General features: G+C 64.8%; 16 protein-coding genes. 8 read left to right on the top strand and 8 right to left on the bottom strand.

Annotated features, from left to right (window positions below; translation table 11 throughout):
• The first annotated feature begins 69 nt into the window (after positions 1 to 69).
• The gene (locus A3A5_RS0121830; protein ID WP_035813313.1) at positions 70 to 1,158 is read left to right on the top strand and encodes an AraC family transcriptional regulator; all 1,089 of its coding nucleotides are present in this window, start codon (positions 70 to 72) and stop codon (positions 1,156 to 1,158) included.
• A 40-nt stretch (positions 1,159 to 1,198) separates the two neighbouring features.
• Here the strand turns inward: A3A5_RS0121830 and A3A5_RS43515 are convergent, their stop codons facing one another.
• Positions 1,199 to 1,363 carry a hypothetical protein gene (locus A3A5_RS43515; RefSeq protein WP_157637274.1) on the bottom strand — a complete coding sequence of 55 codons (165 nt, stop codon included), beginning with the start codon at positions 1,361 to 1,363 and terminating at the stop codon, positions 1,199 to 1,201.
• Between the two features lie 169 nt (positions 1,364 to 1,532).
• Here A3A5_RS43515 and A3A5_RS0121820 point away from each other — a divergent pair, with 169 nt between their 5' ends.
• Together A3A5_RS0121820 and A3A5_RS39115 are read left to right on the top strand one after the other, a co-directional pair.
• Positions 1,533 to 2,183 (top strand): response regulator transcription factor, encoded by a 651-nt coding sequence (locus A3A5_RS0121820; RefSeq protein WP_026200992.1) that lies wholly within the window; start codon positions 1,533 to 1,535, stop codon positions 2,181 to 2,183.
• Positions 2,183 to 5,161, top strand: a complete 2,979-nt coding sequence (locus A3A5_RS39115) for a hybrid sensor histidine kinase/response regulator (protein WP_051108558.1) — start codon at positions 2,183 to 2,185, stop codon at positions 5,159 to 5,161. The genes A3A5_RS0121820 and A3A5_RS39115 overlap by 1 nt, the downstream gene beginning before the upstream one ends.
• Here A3A5_RS39115 and A3A5_RS42015 read toward each other — a convergent pair.
• The gene (locus A3A5_RS42015; protein WP_081623965.1) at positions 5,158 to 5,631 is read right to left on the bottom strand and encodes a hypothetical protein; all 474 of its coding nucleotides are present in this window, start codon (positions 5,629 to 5,631) and stop codon (positions 5,158 to 5,160) included. The two genes, A3A5_RS39115 and A3A5_RS42015, sit on opposite strands and share 4 nt — an antisense overlap.
• A gap of 269 nt (positions 5,632 to 5,900) precedes the next feature.
• Here A3A5_RS42015 and A3A5_RS0121810 point away from each other — a divergent pair, with 269 nt between their 5' ends.
• From A3A5_RS0121810 to A3A5_RS0121795, 4 genes are all read left to right on the top strand, one after another.
• Positions 5,901 to 6,332 carry a hypothetical protein gene (locus A3A5_RS0121810; RefSeq protein ID WP_018312643.1) on the top strand — a complete coding sequence of 144 codons (432 nt, stop codon included), beginning with the start codon at positions 5,901 to 5,903 and terminating at the stop codon, positions 6,330 to 6,332.
• 114 nt (positions 6,333 to 6,446) lie between these two features.
• The gene (locus A3A5_RS0121805) at positions 6,447 to 6,857 is read left to right on the top strand and encodes a DUF3302 domain-containing protein (RefSeq protein WP_157637276.1); all 411 of its coding nucleotides are present in this window, start codon (positions 6,447 to 6,449) and stop codon (positions 6,855 to 6,857) included.
• Positions 6,858 to 8,036 carry an HlyD family secretion protein gene (locus A3A5_RS0121800; RefSeq protein ID WP_018312641.1) on the top strand — a complete coding sequence of 393 codons (1,179 nt, stop codon included), beginning with the start codon at positions 6,858 to 6,860 and terminating at the stop codon, positions 8,034 to 8,036.
• Positions 8,037 to 8,046: 10 nt separating this feature from the next.
• Positions 8,047 to 9,444 (top strand): efflux transporter outer membrane subunit, encoded by a 1,398-nt coding sequence (locus A3A5_RS0121795; protein WP_018312640.1) that lies wholly within the window; start codon positions 8,047 to 8,049, stop codon positions 9,442 to 9,444.
• Positions 9,445 to 9,528: 84 nt separating this feature from the next.
• Here the strand turns inward: A3A5_RS0121795 and phnE are convergent, their stop codons facing one another.
• From phnE to senB, 6 genes are read right to left on the bottom strand one after another with little or no spacing between them, the layout of a single operon-like run.
• Complete coding sequence (gene phnE, locus A3A5_RS0121790) at positions 9,529 to 10,308, bottom strand: phosphonate ABC transporter, permease protein PhnE (protein ID WP_018312639.1); 780 nt, start codon at positions 10,306 to 10,308, stop codon at positions 9,529 to 9,531.
• Between the two features lie 3 nt (positions 10,309 to 10,311).
• Positions 10,312 to 11,133 (bottom strand): ABC transporter permease, encoded by an 822-nt coding sequence (locus A3A5_RS0121785; RefSeq protein ID WP_018312638.1) that lies wholly within the window; start codon positions 11,131 to 11,133, stop codon positions 10,312 to 10,314.
• A complete protein-coding gene (locus A3A5_RS0121780) occupies positions 11,130 to 11,972 on the bottom strand; it encodes a phosphonate ABC transporter ATP-binding protein (RefSeq protein ID WP_018312637.1) in 843 nt (280 codons plus the stop codon). The genes A3A5_RS0121785 and A3A5_RS0121780 overlap by 4 nt, the downstream gene beginning before the upstream one ends.
• Before the next feature lie 10 nt (positions 11,973 to 11,982).
• Positions 11,983 to 12,834, bottom strand: a complete 852-nt coding sequence (locus A3A5_RS0121775) for a putative selenate ABC transporter substrate-binding protein (protein WP_018312636.1) — start codon at positions 12,832 to 12,834, stop codon at positions 11,983 to 11,985.
• Positions 12,818 to 13,891, bottom strand: coding sequence for a selenide, water dikinase SelD (selD, locus tag A3A5_RS0121770; protein WP_198293167.1), 1,074 nt, complete (start codon positions 13,889 to 13,891; stop codon positions 12,818 to 12,820). Before selD ends, A3A5_RS0121775 begins: the two co-directional genes overlap by 17 nt.
• Complete coding sequence (gene senB / locus A3A5_RS0121765; protein ID WP_018312634.1) at positions 13,888 to 14,883, bottom strand: selenoneine biosynthesis selenosugar synthase SenB; 996 nt, start codon at positions 14,881 to 14,883, stop codon at positions 13,888 to 13,890. Before senB ends, selD begins: the two co-directional genes overlap by 4 nt.
• On the opposite strand from senB, the gene senA reads away from it, so the two are divergent.
• Complete coding sequence (gene senA / locus A3A5_RS0121760) at positions 14,882 to 16,084, top strand: selenoneine synthase SenA (RefSeq protein WP_026200991.1); 1,203 nt, start codon at positions 14,882 to 14,884, stop codon at positions 16,082 to 16,084. The genes senB and senA overlap by 2 nt on opposite strands.
• Positions 16,085 to 16,193: the final 109 nt, after the last annotated feature.

Raw genomic sequence — 16,193 nt, 5'->3', positions numbered from 1 at the left:
CTATCATTTTCAGACAACGATGCTTTGAGCCGCGCGCTTCGCGCTCTGTTCCTGTCAACACCTTCGAAGATGAAAGCCGCCATCCGCCCATTGCTACCGGCCCGCTATTTCCTGCTGATGGGCGATTATTTCAAGTCTGCCGGCACTTCGCTGGGCGAAGTGGCGCGTGCCGCGGGCATCGAGCTTGAGCGGTTCAGGGAAACGGATTTCGGCCTCACCACACAGCAGTTCGATCGGTTGCTTGCAGAAAGCCGGCGCTTGACCGGCCGCAGCGACATTGGCTTCGAGTGGGGTTGCCGCATCAAGCTGAATTCGCACGATATCCTGGGCTATGCGATGCTCTCATGCCCCACCCTGGACCACCTGCTGCGCCTGTGTTCCCGCTATTACAGGCTTGTGACGCCGGTATTCAGGATGAGTTATCAGCGTACCGGTCATCACGCGGAAATCATCTACCGGCCAGCGCTGCCAGTGGCCAGCGAAACGCTGAACCTGATTCAGGAGGCGATAGTCGTTTCGACCCATCTGCAATGCAAGTCCCTATTGCAGAACCCCGCGTCGGTCTACGACATCTACATGTCGATGGAGCCGCCACCGCATGCGGCGCGCTATCGCGAACTGGCGCCCGCGCGCGTGCATTTCGGTGCTTCGCCGCTTCCGGAGATCCGCATGGCGGCCGACACGTGGAGCCTGGACGCGGCGCTGCCGATGGCCGACGCCCATGCGGTACGCATGGCCGAGCAGCGATGCCGCGCACTGCTGCAGCGCTACAGTGAACAGGGATACTGGACCGAATGGGTTGTCATGATGTTGAACGAAGCCGAGGATAGCCAGCCTACGCTTGAGGAACTTGCCAGCCTGCTCGGCATTTCGGCGCGCACCCTGGATCGGTACCTGGGAAAGGAAGAAAGCAGCTTCCGCGACCTCGCCGTTCAAGTGCGTAGCGACCGCGCGCGGAAGCTTCTGCTGGAGGGCACGCTCCCGATTTCCCAGATCGCCTATCGCCTCGGATTCACCGATGTCGCCAATTTCAGCCGGGCCTTTCGTCGGGCCAACGGCGTCAGTCCGTCTGATTTTCGTGGCGGCAGCGGGGCAGGTTCCGTTCAGCCAACCAGTGCAGGGACCCGAGCTACTGATGAATCGGCGGGCCAGGGGTGAAAACGCAAGCAGGCAGGCCTGGCGGCAACCTTGCGCGCGATCAGCAATCCGGCGCGGTGCCTGGCAGCGCCAGCACGCCGCCACGGCGCGTGCGTTCGCTGGTCAGGGCCTCGTGCAGTCCCGCCACCCGGCCGCAGCGAATGCCGCAGGCGGTCATGGCACGCCGCACCGCGCCGATTGGCAGGCGCCAACCCTCCTGATTCACTGACCGCGGCGCCCCAGCCCTGTGTGAGACGATTAGCCAAATTTATGTCTCGCTTTGTCAAATGAAGGCGAGAACCGTTTGGTAAAATCCAGCGCCCTGCAGCCAGTTCCGCCGGCTGGTCACGCCGCCCCGATCCATATCAGCGTGATGCCGGCCAGAGTTAATGCGCATGCCGCCACCTCTCATCTCTGTCGTGATCGCAGACGATCACCCGGTAATTCAGCTCGCAGTCAAGGCCACCTTGAGCGAGATCCCGAATGTCCGGATTTCCGCAACGTGCTCGTCAGGAAAAGAACTCTTTGCGGCGCTACAAACGCAACAACCTGACCTTATCGTCACGGATTTCACGATGGAGCGTTCCCAGGGCAATGAAGACGGCCTTCGGCTGATCCACCGGCTCAGGCAATCCTGCCCGAATACACCGATCGTGGTTTTCACGATGTTGACCAATGGCGGACTGCTCACGCGCATCAAGGAGACGGGCGTTGAGGCCATCGTCGGGAAGAACGAGGCGCCGGGCATCCTTAGGCAAATCTGTGTCGACGTAATAACAGGGACTTGCCAGCGCCTGTCACCGGGCATAACGGCCAGGATGTCAATCGCGGGTGCATTGGCCGACGGCACGACAAGCCCGCTGTCCCCGCGGGAGATCGAAGTCGTGCGGATGTTCGCGACTGGCAGCACTCTCACGGACATCGCGGGATATCTCCATCGATCGCTCGCTACCATTGCGACGCAGAAGCGCTCGGCAATGCGCAAGCTGAATATCACCAGTAATGCGGACCTTGTCACGTACGCGCGCGACAACGGTCTTACCTGATGCAGGACGAACGCGAGCGCTCGCAGCAATCGCCACTACACCCTGACCACTCGGTTGAGCGGAATCTGCAACGTGAGCGCCGTGTTTTCTCGATGGTGGTCCTGCTGCTGGGGCTGGTCGCCATCGCGACCGCTTCGGCAGCCATGCTTGCCCGCCTGAACGGATCCCTGCGTGCCCAGGAACAGGTCGCGCGCCTGTATGAGCAAGGCGTAGTCGATGCAGTGCTCGAACGCCGCAGCGTCCTGACGGCGACGAACCTGATCCTTGAGTTGCGCAGCAATGGCAAAGTCCCCCGCGGGCATGCCGGCAATCTATGCACGCAGGTGTCTCCGTCCGCGCCTCCCGACCCCGTGTTGGCGCAGAGTTGCGACCAGGCTGTCCGGACGCTGACTGCCGCAAGCCAGAAGCCTTCGATCGAGATGATCTCGATTGCGAACGGGGCGACGTATCGGTATGAAGCGCCTGACGCATCGGGATCCGGTGTGGGGGCGCCCCTTCCGCCGCTGTCGTCGTCAAGCATCACCACGATGGTTCTTGAACGGTTCCAGAGCCGCGACATGGATCTCTTGCAGGCAGCGCGGGAGAAGCGCGTCGTATGGCTGGGCATCCCGGCGAATGCGGCAGGACAGGGTCCGGAGATGGTTGGCGCATCGCTGGTCGCGAAAGGCGACACACTCTACGCCATCGTGTTGACGCGGATCCCGCTGCAAGACTTGCTTCGGCCAGCCTGGCCGAACTTGTCGATCCCGGAGCCAATTGTCGTCGATCGTCTAGGCACGCCACTGGTTGCTTCCGGTGCAGGGGCCAACGCACGGCGGCTGGACGCCAGGCTGGAGGGACTTGCGGAGGGGCTGTTTCACTGGGTCCAGGATTATGGGTGGGCCCTGCGGCGCCCGCCGCTCGTTGCGGATTTCGGCCACCTGGTCTTCGCACTGCCGCTAGGGCAGCAGTTCCGGGAAATGCGGGAGGAACTGCTTGTTACCGGTCTGATTACCGCTGCGCTTCTCGCCTTGCTGTTTGCGATGTATCGCTACTGGAATTATCGCTTCCTGACCGGCGCATATGCCGAGGCGGCACGCGCACAGCAGCTATTGCACGAAGCGAGACTCGCCAGCGAGGCTGCGGCCAAGGCCAAGGTGGCGTTCTTTGCGTCGATGAGCCACGAGATACGGACGCCGCTTTCCTCGCTGCTGGGAAACATGGAACTCGTGGCCCTCGGTACGCTGGAGCCGGAGCAGCGGGCGCGGGTAAGCGCCATGCAGGTGTCGGCCGAGGGCTTGCTGCAGATCGTCAATGATGTGCTCGATTTTTCGAAGCTCGACGTGGGAGCGATGCGCCTGGCGGAGGAGCCCGTCGTCGTCACGGAACTCCTCGGCCGCATTGCAATCTCGCATGCGCCGCTTGCGGCGCGGCGTGGGCTGAGCTTCTTCGCGGTATATGGCAAGGAGATTCCGGCGCGGCTCAACCTTGACCCGGTGCGCCTGACCCAGATCATTAACAACCTGCTTGGCAACGCGTTCAAGTTCACCGAGGCGGGGAAGATTGTCCTGCGCGCGCAATGGGTCGATGCAAATCTTGAGATCGTCATTACCGATACCGGCGTTGGCATACCGGAGACGTACAAGGAACGGCTCTTCCAGCCATTCTCCCAGGTCGGCAACAATCGTCTCGCGCAGGCCGGCGGGACCGGGCTTGGACTGTCAATCTGCATGCGGCTGGTGGAGCGGATGAACGGACGTATCACGCTGGACAGCGTACTGGGCGTTGGCACGCGCGTCACGGTTCGCCTGCCGCTCAGCATGCCGGGTGGGCATCAGGCTTCGGCGCAATGGCGCCTGGCGCCGCACCGCGCGCTGGTCCTGTCCCGTGAGCCAGAGTGCCTCGAAGGAATGCTGAACCATTTCGACTGGGGATCATGCCAGCCATCTTTCCGGTCCGGCATCGACGAGCCTGTTGACGGAGACAGATTCGACTGCCTGCTCGTGACCGAGTCCCTGGATCCGGCCCAGGTCATTGCGTGGTGGCGGAAGCCGGCCTCTATCATATGGCTCAAGCAACTGGGCCCGCTCGTCCCGGCCATACGGCCGGATGGCAGCCGCGAGGTGTCTGCCTACAGCCTGGCCGGTATCTATGCCGCCGCACAGGCGGTCCTCAAAATAGCTCCGGAGACTGATCATGTCGACGAGGACTGCGTCGGGGATGCCATACACGATCAGTCTTCAGCCCCTTTCGCAGGCCTTTCCGTGTTGGTCGCAGAAGACAATCTGCTGAACAGGAAACTGCTGCGCGACCAGCTTCAGTTGCTAGGTACGAGCGTTATCGAAGCCGGCAACGGCAACGAGGCCTTGGCCGTGTTGTCGGAGGAGAGCGTGCATGCGGTGCTGACGGACGTGGACATGCCCGTCATGAATGGATTCGACCTGCTTCGTGAAATCAGGCGGCGCGCGCCGGAGATCCCCGTCTATGCCGTCAGCGCAAGCGCGAGACCAGAGGATGTGGCCGAGGGGCTGGCAAGCGGGTTTACCGGCTATCTCACGAAACCGGTGTCGCTGGCGACGCTGGCTTCGATGCTCGATGCTGTTGCCGCCCCGGCCGACCTGCAGCGTACGGATGATGGCGCGGCCGCAGTGCAGCTATCCGATGACGATTTCCCTGAACTGCCGTCGGTCGCCGAAGAATACGCCGAAGCGTTCGTGGCGCAGACCATGGTTGACCGGGACGAATTCGAGGCGGTCCGGGCAGCGCGAGACATCCGCCACCTGGAACGGCTGCTGCATCGTATCGCGGGGACTCTCGGGGTCGTCGGGCGCTCGGGACTGTCCGAACTCTGCGCTGACCTGCACGACCACGTGGCTGAAGCCAGACGCTGGGACAATGAGATCGAGCTGCAGTCGGCCTTCATCGTGCAAGCCCTGATGAGCGCATGCGAGCGCGGGCGTGGCTCCACCCCGAAAAGCAACAAGTCAGAGGCGCTCTAGAGAACGGCGCAGGCTTCTGCAGTGGCGGTAACGGCAAGATCTACTCGCGCATCATTGCGCAAGACCACGCAGAGAAAATTGCCGATGGGATTGCCCGCGTGAGGATCTTCCCGCCACAGGTGTGGCAGGGGCGCCGTCGAGGCATGCAGCGCGCCCCGTTCGGCGGCGTGGGATTCCGTGCCGGCTATGGCATCGCTCCAGGTTATCGCGATGGGCCCCTGCGGCTCGGTGCCAAGGAAGCATAAAGAAGGCGCCGACAGCGAGCGCCGCGACGCGGGTCCGGTCTCGCAAGGGCCGGCGTGTAATGCCAGCACGTCATGATCGGTCTGATTGACAGTGACGACCTTGGTCCACGGCCAGGGCTCCTGGAACGGACTCCACGTCTCAGAGGTAGGGATTGCGCATCCGGAGATGGCGCTTGCTGTGGCAATGGCAATGCCACATGCAGCAATCGAGGAAACAGCATTCATTGGATAGTCAATTCAGGTGAACCTGCTATTCACCTGGGAAGGCATACGACGGCGGACAGGGTAAGCCGGCCTCGCCGCGGCGGCCATCAAAGGAATTCGAAATACCGGGCGACGCTTGGAGCGCATCCATTCGAGGCGCCCTCACTTTCTAATTTCTTTGATAGCCCTGCCTGCGCCGCCCGCATAAGGTGTGCACATTCACGGAGACGTGACTGGCCGCGCCGGTTTGCGTCGACGTATCTGATCCACTTCGAAGGAAAACTACAGGAATGATCAAGCACTGCCTTTCGGCTGTCTCGATAGAGGGCGCGCGCGGTCGTGGGGTGCCCAACCTTGTCATGGCCCTGCTGATTGCCGGCGCCGCGCAATCGTACGCGCAGATCCTGCCCGCTCACGGGCAGCGGGACACCGCCGCGCAGCCGCAAGCCTGCTCAGCTACCGGCGCCGGCCTGCAATCCGCGGCCTGCCGTGCTGCCAGCAATCCAGGCCAGAGCAAGTACAACCTCCTGTACGCGGACGATGTCGCGGACGATGTGCCAGCCGGCGAAAGCGAACGGACATCCGGGCCGGTTTCAGCCAGCCCGTGCCGGAGCTGCCCGACGGAAGCACAATCGGGCCGGCAAGCCGGTCGCATGCCGGACAGCGCCGCCAGGAACAGCCGCAGCGAATCAGCGGGTACTACGCCGACCAGCACACTGTAGTGCTCTACGCAACCGGGTACCTCGCAAGTCAAACACCGGGCGCTGCTGCCCGACCTCTCTATTTCCCCGATGAAACTGCGTCAATATCTGCTGGCGGGCCTTGGCCTGCTGGCAATGCATGAACCGGCGTTCGCCTCCTTGCTCAGCGGAAAGGCGCTGGAGAGCGCCGCCAATGCCATCTCCTGGGTGGTGATGGTATTCGTGCCGCTGGCAGCCATCTACCTGTTCTGGATGCTGCATATCTGGCCGGATAAGGTTGCCCACCGGAAGCAGCATCCGCAAAGGGAAGCCATCCATGCGCTATGCCTGCTTTCGCTCTTCTTCGGCGGACTGCTGTGGCCGATGGCCTGGCTCTGGGCACACACCAAGCCGGTGTTCTACCGGGCGGCCTATGGCACCGACAAACTGCCGGAAGACGAAGCGGCGCGGGGCGCGGGACATGCCCCCATCGGCCGGCCCGGGAACGTCGCGTCCCTGCGGGCGCCGGCACGCGGCGCCACGTCCGGCGCAGGGGAGCAGAGCTGAATGGATGCGCTGCTGCTTGCTATCTACGCGCTGGCCGTCTGGCTGATCTTCTTCAAGTTCAAATGGCTGCCGTGGAACACGACGTCCATGGTCATCGTGGTCACGATTCCGGTGGTTGCCCTGACGCTGCTGGTCCTGACGCTGAACGTGGTGGCACCTTCGTCCCATGATGTCAGGGTGGTCGGCAAGGTGCTCCAGGTGGTGCCGCAGGTGAGGGGGCGCATTGTGGAGCTTCCGGCCGAGGGCAACCGGCGCTACAAGAAGGGCGATGTCCTGCTGCGTATCGACCCGACGCCCTATCAGGCCTCGGTCAGGCAACTTGAGGGCAGGTTGATGGCGGACGACGCCGCGCTTGCCGAAGCGCAGGCCGCCGCTCGCCAGCTCAGCGAGTCCGTGCGCGGGGCGGCCGGCAAGGTTGCCACGGTACAAGCCAAGCTGTCGCTCGCCCGACAGCGGCTCAGGGAACACGAGGCACTGCTTGCGGCAGGGGCCGGATCGAAGTTCGACCGGGAAGATGCCCTGGCGAGGCGGCACGAACTGGAAGGCGAACTGGTCAGCGCTCAAGCCGTCGAGGACGAGGCCAGGCAGAGGCTTTCGGCCAGGAGCCAGGGGGAATTCGCCGCCATCGCCACGGCGCGGGCCAAGCGTGCGGAAACCGAAGTCATGCTCGAGAACGCCCGATGGGAACTTGGCCAAACCGAGTACCGGGCGCCCGCCGACGGCAAGGTCGTGAACCTGCAGGTGCGCGTGGGCACGATGCTGGTCCCGTTTCCATTCTCGCCGGCATTCAGCTTCGTTGAGGACGAGCAGGAGGTGGTCGCCTTCTACAAGCAGAACGAGCTTTACAACGTCAAGCCGGGTGACGTCGCCGAGATCTACCTGCCGACGCATCCGGGTGAAATCATCAAGGCAAAGGTGGATTCGATCGTCTGGGCGCAATCACAAGGCCAGTTCGCGCAGGGTGGAATGATCCCGAACACCGGTGCCACGGAAGCCGTGCCGAACCGGTTCGCGGTCAAGCTGGACCTGCGCGACGAATCGAAGGGCCAGATGCTTCCGGTCGGCGCTGTCGGTGCGGGTGCCATCTATACCACACACATGAAGATGTTCCATATCGTTCGGATGGTCTTCCTGCGCGTCAGTTCCAAGCTGAACTATCTGGTATTCAAGCTCCATTAAAGGCAAGCCTGTGTCGTCATATCTCAACAAGACCATCCCGGTACTGCTGGCGCTGCCGCTCGCCATGCTCTTCGGCTGTGCCTTGCAGGCGCCGCCGGATAGCGCCAGCCTTCGGGACCAGGCCGTCCCGGCGCTTGAAAGGCAGCGCACCTGGGCAAACACGGCCGAAGCAGGCGCGCCCGCGGACGACTGGCTTGCAAGCTTCGACGATGCCGAGCTGCGTCGGCTGGTCCGGGAAGCGATCGCGCACAACGGCGATCTCAGGCTGGCAGCGGTGCGCGTCGAGCAGGCGCAGGCACTCGTTGCCATCCAAAGCAGCGGCCTGTTACCAAGCGCGGGCGTGAAGGCCCGGGCCGGGCATTCGGAAACCCAGTTCCTCTCGATTGGTGCGAGCTGGGAGATCGATCTTTGGGGCCGCATCCGCGCACAATCTCGTGCCGCAAAATCCCAGTACGCCGCTACCGTGGACGAATACCTCTGGGCGCAGCGTGTCGTCGCGGCAACCACTGCCAGAGCATGGTTCAAACTGATCCAGTCCGCAAAGCTGGAGGACCGCCAGCGACAGGCCGCGGCCGTCCAGGAGCAGCTAGTGCAGATCGCCGAGCGGCGGGTTGCCATCGGTGTGGCACCGGATACTGAACCGGTGGAAGCGAAGAATGCGCTGCGCACGCAGGTGGATGCGCTCCGAAAGGCTGAACTGACCAGCAGCCAGGCCGCGCAAGCCCTGGAGTTGCTGCTGGGCCGCTACCCTGCCGGGGAAATCAGTGACGGTGTGGCGAAGCTGGAGCTGCCGGCCATGCCCGCCGCCCCGCAGGCTGGCCTGCCCGCAAGCCTGGTCGATCGCCGCCCGGACCTGACGGCCGCGGCATACCGCGTCGCCGCGGCCTTCGACCTTAAGCAGTCCGCCGAGGCAGCACGGCTGCCAAGCATTTCAATCAGCGCGGCCATTACCGGCATCCGTAGCGACGTGCTGCTGCTCAACCAGGCCGGCACGCCGATCAAGGGACTGCATGGCGCGATCTTCGCGCCACTGTTCACGGGCGGAGAGCTCAAGGCCAGGGCGGACTACTACAGTGCCGAGCAGAAGGCCGCCATGATCGCCTATGGCAACAGTGCCCTGCAGGCACTGGGCGAGGTCGAAGCGGGGTTGCGTGCTGAATCGAGCCTTGCGGATCGCACCAGGCAACTGCAGGATCGGGTGGACGAGAGCCAGGTATTGGTACAGCGCGAGGAGGCACGCGTGAGCATTGGTGCTTCCGACCCGCGCGGCGTCCTGAAGGCCCGGCAGACACTGCTGGCTGCCGAGATGGATCTGATCAACGTGCGGGGCGATCATCTCAACCAGCGTATTGCGCTGTTGTTGGCGCTAGGGGGAGACTGGAACAGGAAGGCCAGGGAAAGTGCTTGAATGACCTTGCCTTTTTTTATGCAGTGGAATCGCACAGGGGTTTGTGCAAGCGCTTTAGTGCGGGCAGTAGCGCGGTTGTGGCGTTCATCTAGCCCTCATGATCGCGCTGGCTGTGTCGACCATGGCCGCCAGGGCAAGCATGGCGATGATCACCGTGCAAGCCTGGGGCAGATGGAACAGGGACAGCTCGAAATACAGCATCTGCCCAAGCCCGCCGGCGCCGACAAAGCCAAGGATCGCCGCCATGCGGATATTCGTTTCCCAGCGGTACAGGATGTAGGCCAGGAACTGGGGCCATACGCAGGGCAGCGTCCCATACACGAAGACCAGCGCGGCAGGGGTGCCCTTTTCCATCAGCGCGCGGGCGGGTGCGCGCGGCGCATTCTCCAGCGCCTCGGCGAACAGGCGACCGAGCACGCCAGCGGTATGCAGTGCCAGGGCGAGGGTGCCGGCAAACGGTCCAAGGCCGACTGCGAGCACGGTCAGGGCAGCCCATACCAGCTCGGGAATCGAGCGCAACAGGTTCAGCAGCAAGCGCGACAACGCGCGCAGCGCATCACCGTAGAGCCCGGAAGCCGGAAGTGCCAGGCCAAATCCCAGCACTGCCGCACACAGCGTGCCCACGGCGGAGACCGCAAGCGTTTCAAGCATGCTGCCCGCGGTTCTGGCCAGAAAAGCCGGCGACAGCTCAGGCGGAAAGAACGTCAGCAGGAAGCGCGCCATCTCCGCCGCGGCGTCCGCGGAAAAGAGCTGGCTCAGATCGAGCGACAGATACGCGAAGCTGCCCGAAACCGCGGCGGCCAGCGCGATCAGGGTGAGCAGGCAGCGCATGCAGAATTGGGCGGCCCTGGCCTTGTGCGCCATGATTTAATCGATCAGCTTGCGCAGCCGCGCGCTGAGCGCGTCCGCCAGCAGAACCAGCAGCAGGAACACGAGCAGGATGGTCGCGGCTTCCCCGCCATTGAGCAGTTTCATGGCCTGGTCCATCAATTGCCCAAGCCCGCCGGCGCCAACGAAACCCATGACCACGGAAGCCCGGATGGCACATTCCCAGCGGTAGACGGTGTACGAGACCAGTTCCTGCGCGGCATGGGGAAGCAGCCCATAGAACAGTGCCGCCAGGCGCCCGCTTCCGCTGCCAAACAGGGCATCCACGGCGCGTTTATCGCTGGATTCGAGGATTTCCGCGTAGACCTTTGCCAGCATGCCGCCATAGGTGATGGCCAGAGCAAGCACGCCCGCCGCCGCCCCCAGACCCAGGGCACGCACGAAGACCAGCGCCCACACCAGCTCCGGCACCCCGCGCAGCAGCAGCACCAGGGCGCGCACGCCCGCGCGCACGGCCATGCGCGACTTGCGTCCCTGGCCGGGGCCGATGCGCGACACCGACAGGCTGCTAGTCATGGCCACGGCCAAAGGCGCTGCGACCAAAAAGGCGAGCGCAATGCCCGCGGTGGCGATCGCCAGCGTCTCCAGCGTGGCCTTGACCACCAGCCCGAGGAAACCGGCCGAAACGTCGGGAGGCAGGAAGTTGCGCACGAAGGCGCCCACCACCTTGAGGTTTCCGGTGTCGAACAAGGCTGACGGGCTGAATCGGGACAGCCGCAGCAATGGCCACAGCAGAAGCAGCGCGAGCACCAGGCCTCCCGCGCGCCGCAGCGCCTGGGGATCGCGGGGGTGGGCGGTCATCGGCACACTGGCCTGGGCGGGGTATCGCCAGCGATGGCGGCGCTCGCGCCTGCCGCGATGCTGATCAGGGGTTGGGCGCCTTGCACCGGTGGCGTGGTGCTTTCCGAGGCATAGAGTTCGCGCAGCAGCGCTTCGGTCACGCGCTCGGCCGGCAGGTCGAAGGCGATCTCGCCCGCCTTCAGGCCGACGATGCGGGGAAACCAGCGCAGCGCCAGATCCACGGCATGCAGGCTGGCAACCAGCGGCACCGCGCGCGTATCCGCTTCCTTGCGCAGCTCGCCCAGGGTGAGGTTGGCGAGCACCGGGTCCATCGCCGAGACCGGTTCGTCCGCCAGGATCAGTTCCGGGCGCTGGTAAAGCACGCGGGCCACGCCCACGCGCTGCAGCTGGCCGCCCGAGAGCTGGTCGCACCGGTCGAACAGGCGGTCGGCCAGCTCAAGGCGGGCGAGCTGTTCGCCGGCACCATCGATGTCGGCCGGATAGACCAGCGACAGCAAGGATTTCCAGCCGGGCCAGATGCCCAGGCGGCCGGCAAGGATGGCGGTGATCACGCGCTGGCGCGGCGGCATCGGCGGCGCCTGGTGCACCATGCCGATGCGGCAGCGCAATTGCCGCAGGCGTGCGGCGGACAGCGCCCAGGGGCTTTGCTCCAGCACCTCCACACGGCCCTCGCTTGGCCGCAGCGACGTTGCCAGCAAGCGCAGCAACGAGGTCTTGCCGGCTCCTGACGGACCGATGACGGCGATGGGCTCGCCGCGGCTTGCCGCCAGTGTGATCTGGCTGAGCGCACGCTGTCCGTTGGCGTAACGGATGCTGGCGGCGTCCAGGCGGAAGCTCATCAGACCCGCATCATGGGATGAGGCGCGCGGCGCGGGCTGCGGCCTCAATGCCGGCGTAGTTTTCCGGCCGGGTGGGAATGTACTTGGCCGTCCGCTGCAATGCCATGATCTCCCGCTGCTCGGGGTTGGCCGGGTCAAGCCGCAGGAATGCTTCGGTCAGCTTCTTGCGCAAGGCCGGATCGAGCCCGCCGCGCACGGTCCAGTTGTAGTCGTAGTAGGGCGGTGTGACGGCGAATACCCTGACCTTGCCGGGGTCCACCTTGTGCTGTTCCACCAGCTTGTCCCACACCGAGGCATTGAGCACGCCGGCGTCGGCCTTGCCGGCCTGCACGAACGCCACCGTCGCATCGTGGGCGCCCGAATAGGCGACTGTCTTGAAGTCCTTGTCCGGGTCGATGCCGGCCTGCAGCAGGAAGTGCCGCGGCATCAGGTGGCCGGAAGTCGACGACGGCGCGCCGAAGGCGAAGGTGTGGCCCTTGAGGTCGGCCAGCGACTTGATCGCGCTGTTGGCGGTGATGAACTTGCTGGTGAACGCGGCATCTTCCTGGCGCTGGACGATGGGGATGGTGGCCCCCTTCGTCCGGATCTTGCTCTGCACATAGGTAAAGCCGCCCAGCCATGCCATGTCGATCTTGCCGGTGGCCAGCGCTTCGACCACCGCGGCGTAGTCCGTGACGGGCACGAACTTCACCTTCATGCCGGTTTCCTTCTCCAGGTAGCTGCCGAGCGGCGCGAACTTGCGCTGCAGCTCGGTGGGGGCTTCGTCGGGAATGGCCGAGACCTTCAGGACGGCCTGGGCACTGGCGAGGCCGGCAAAGCCCAGCAGGGTCAGCGCGGCAAGGCGCTTAAGCAACGGCAACATGGGCGGCTCCTGTCGTCATTTCTCCGATCACTGCAGCGTCCGCGAAGCCTTCCCGGCGAAAGATTTCCAGGATCTCGTCCACGGCTTCCGGTGCGCACGACACCAGCAAGCCGCCGCTGGTCTGGGGATCGGTCAGCAGTGCCTGCTGGCTTGGCGTGACCGACGTGGACAGGTCCACCTCGGCGCCGTAGCTGGCCCAGTTGCGCCCCGATGCGCCGGTCACCAGCCCTTCGGCGGCCATGCGCTCGACACGCGGCAGCAGCGGAATCCGCCCCATGTCCAGCCGGGCGCCGACGCCCGCGCCGCGGCACAGCTCCAGCAGGTGGCCGAGCAGGCCGAAGCCTGTCACGTCGGTCAGCGCGTGCACACCCGGCACTTCGGCCAGCAGTCGGCCGGGCGTGTTGAGCTTGGTGGTGCAGGCAATCAGCTCCTGATAGCCGGCCGCGTCGAGCTTGTCCTTCTTCACCGCGGCGGACAACACGCCCACGCCCAACGGCTTGCCGAGGATCAGCTTGTCGCCCGCCTGCGCGCCGCTGTTCTTCTTGACCCGATCCGGATGCACCAGACCCAGCACCACCAGCCCGTAGATCGGTTCAAGGGAGTCGATGGTATGGCCGCCCGCGACCGGGATGCCCGCCTGGGCGCAGACCGATTCGCCGCCTTCGAGGATCTTGCCGATGACCTCCGGCGGCAGCTTCTCGATGGGCATGCCGACCAGCGCCAGCGCCATGATCGGGGTTCCGCCCATGGCATAGACGTCGGAGATGGCGTTGGTGGCGGCGATACGCCCGAAATCATACGGGTCGTCCACCACCGGCATGAAGAAGTCCGTGGTGGCGATCAGGGCCTGGCTGTCATTGAGCTTGTAGACCGCCGCGTCGTCGCTGGTTTCCTTGCCGACCAGCAGTGCTGCCGGAGCAGGGAAGCCGACTGAATTCCTGAGGATTTCAGAAAGCACACCGGGGGCGATCTTGCACCCGCACCCGCCGCCGTGAGAGAAGGCGGTGAGCTTGATCTTTGCGTTGTCTGGCTGGTCCACTGTGGGGCTCCGGGTCATTCTGGTTTCAAGGCGTCGGCGACAAGTTTACCCACTTCCGCCCGTTCCCGCGCCGGCGCAAACAGCGGTGCCCGAAGTGCGCATTGCTGCCGCAGGCGGTTCAGGAGCCCGGCATCCCGGCTGGTGCGTTCCAGCACCAGCGCCAGTTGCGCGGCGTCACCCAACGAAAAATAGCCTTCGTAGTCACGGCCCAGCATGCCGATGTTGCCCGGGATGCGGCTGGCCAGCACCGGCACGCCGCTGACAACGGCCTCGATGATCACGTTGGCGCCGCCTTCCATGGCGCTGGAGTTCACCATGGCCTGGGCTTGCCGGATGTGCTGCCGGGTTTCGTCATGGGGCAGGTTTCTGAGCCAGACATAGCGCCGCACGCCGGGCCAGGGTTGTGCTTCCAGCGCCAGGGCCGCCCGCTGATAGGCGTCATCGAGCGCGCCACCGATGTGGATCAGGCGCACGCGCGAGTCGTCGGGAAGCAGCGAGAGGGCGCGCATGGGCGTCAGCGGGTCCTTTTCCGCACGCATGTGGCCGACCAGCACGACGTCGAAGTGATCCGGGTCAGGCGTCGCGGGTGCGCATGCCGGGGCGGACTGGTAGATCACCCGGCACTTGGCGCGATGCACGGGCGCCAGTGCGGCGGGCCCTTCGTCCTGCAGCACCACCAGGTGGGTGGCGAGTTCGAGCGAGCGCTGGGCTGATGCATCAGTGCGGATGTCGCGGTACAGATCGGTGCCGGTCAGCACGACAATCCGCGGACGATCCGGACAAGCCTCGGCGAACCTGGCGATGGACTCGGCCGACCGTCGGGCGTGCAGGGCGATCAGGCAGTCCGGCAGGGCGCCGCCCTGGCTGGCCGTCGACCATTCAGCGGCCAGTGTGACATCGTAGTCTCCCTGCAGGAGCCGGGACCAGCGATTGGCGGTTTGCCAGTTGCCATTGTTGGCTTTGCGCAGCGCCGGACTGATAATCGCGACGGTAGCCTTGGGAGGACGCATGACGACAGGTTCTGAGGGGGCAGCAGCAAGAAGGATAGACAAGTTCGGTCTGGATGCGGCGTTTGCCGATGCGCACCGGCGCACCTGGGCCGTGCTTCAGGAGCTGTCGCCGTCCCAATGGCGGGTTCCTTATGATGCGGGAATCAATCCGCCCTTGTGGGAGTATGCCCATATTGCGTGGTTCACGGAGCAATGGGTGCTGCGGAAGCCGCGCGCCGGTCAGGACGGCCGCTGGGTGGCCAGCCTCCCATCCATGCTGCCGGACGCCGACCGCCTCTTTGACTCCATGCGCATCGCCCACCGGGATCGATGGCAGCTTGCGCTGCCCCGGCTCCCCGAGATTCGCGGCTACGCAGCCGCCGTGCTGGAGCACGTTCGCGCCAGGCTCGCCGTATCGGACGATACCGACGCAGCGCTCTATTTTTTCCGGCTCGCCTTATTCCACGAAGACATGCACGCGGAGGCGCTGACCTATATGCGCCAGACGCTCGATTATCCGCTGCATGCCCCGCTCGGCATGCCTTCCATTGCGCCAGGCGCAGGGTCGGCAGCCGCTGGCGGCGACACGTTCATGGTGGGGTCGCCCGCCGGGGGCGACGGGTTCGTCTTCGACAACGAGAAGTGGGCCCACCCGGTCCACATCGCCCCTTTCCACATCGATCGCACCTGCGTCAGCAATGCCGCATTTGCGGAATTCGTGGCCGCCGGCGGCTACCGCGACCGTCAATGGTGGTCCGACGACGGGCGCGCATGGCTGCAACAGAGCAGTCTCGCGCATCCGGTGCGCTGGCGCCGGACAGCCGGCGGCACCCCGGGGCAATGGGCGTTGCGCTGGTTCGGGCAGTGGGTGCCGCTGCCGCCCGAACAGCCGGTGTGTCATATCAATGCCTACGAGGCGGAAGCCTATTGCCGCTGGGCCGGCAGGCGCTTGCCCACGGAAGCCGAATGGGAGTATGCGGCAACGCATGACCTGATCCGCTGGGGCAGCGCGGTGTGGGAATGGACCGCTGATCCTTTCGTGCCCTATGCAGGGTTCTCGCCCGACCCCTACCAGGAATATTCCGCTCCCTGGTTTCACACGCATCGCTCGGTTCGCGGCGGATCGTTCGCCACCCATGCCCGCATGCAGCATCCTCGCTACCGGAACTTCTACCTGCCGCACCGCAATGACCTCTTCGTCGGATTCCGCTGCTGCGGCTGAGGGGGAGGCAGTCTCCACGGTGATATCAATGCTCGCGGTAGCTGAGTGTCGTGCCTGGTCGCGTAGATCGGACATCGGCGACTTCCGCGCCGGAAGCTTGGCCAGGACC

Origin of the sequence: Cupriavidus sp. UYPR2.512, assembly GCF_000379565.1 — a bacterium.
GTDB lineage: Bacteria > Pseudomonadota > Gammaproteobacteria > Burkholderiales > Burkholderiaceae > Cupriavidus.
The sequence above is the reverse complement of the archived record's forward strand: the minus strand, read 5'-3'. Positions and strand labels throughout refer to the sequence as shown.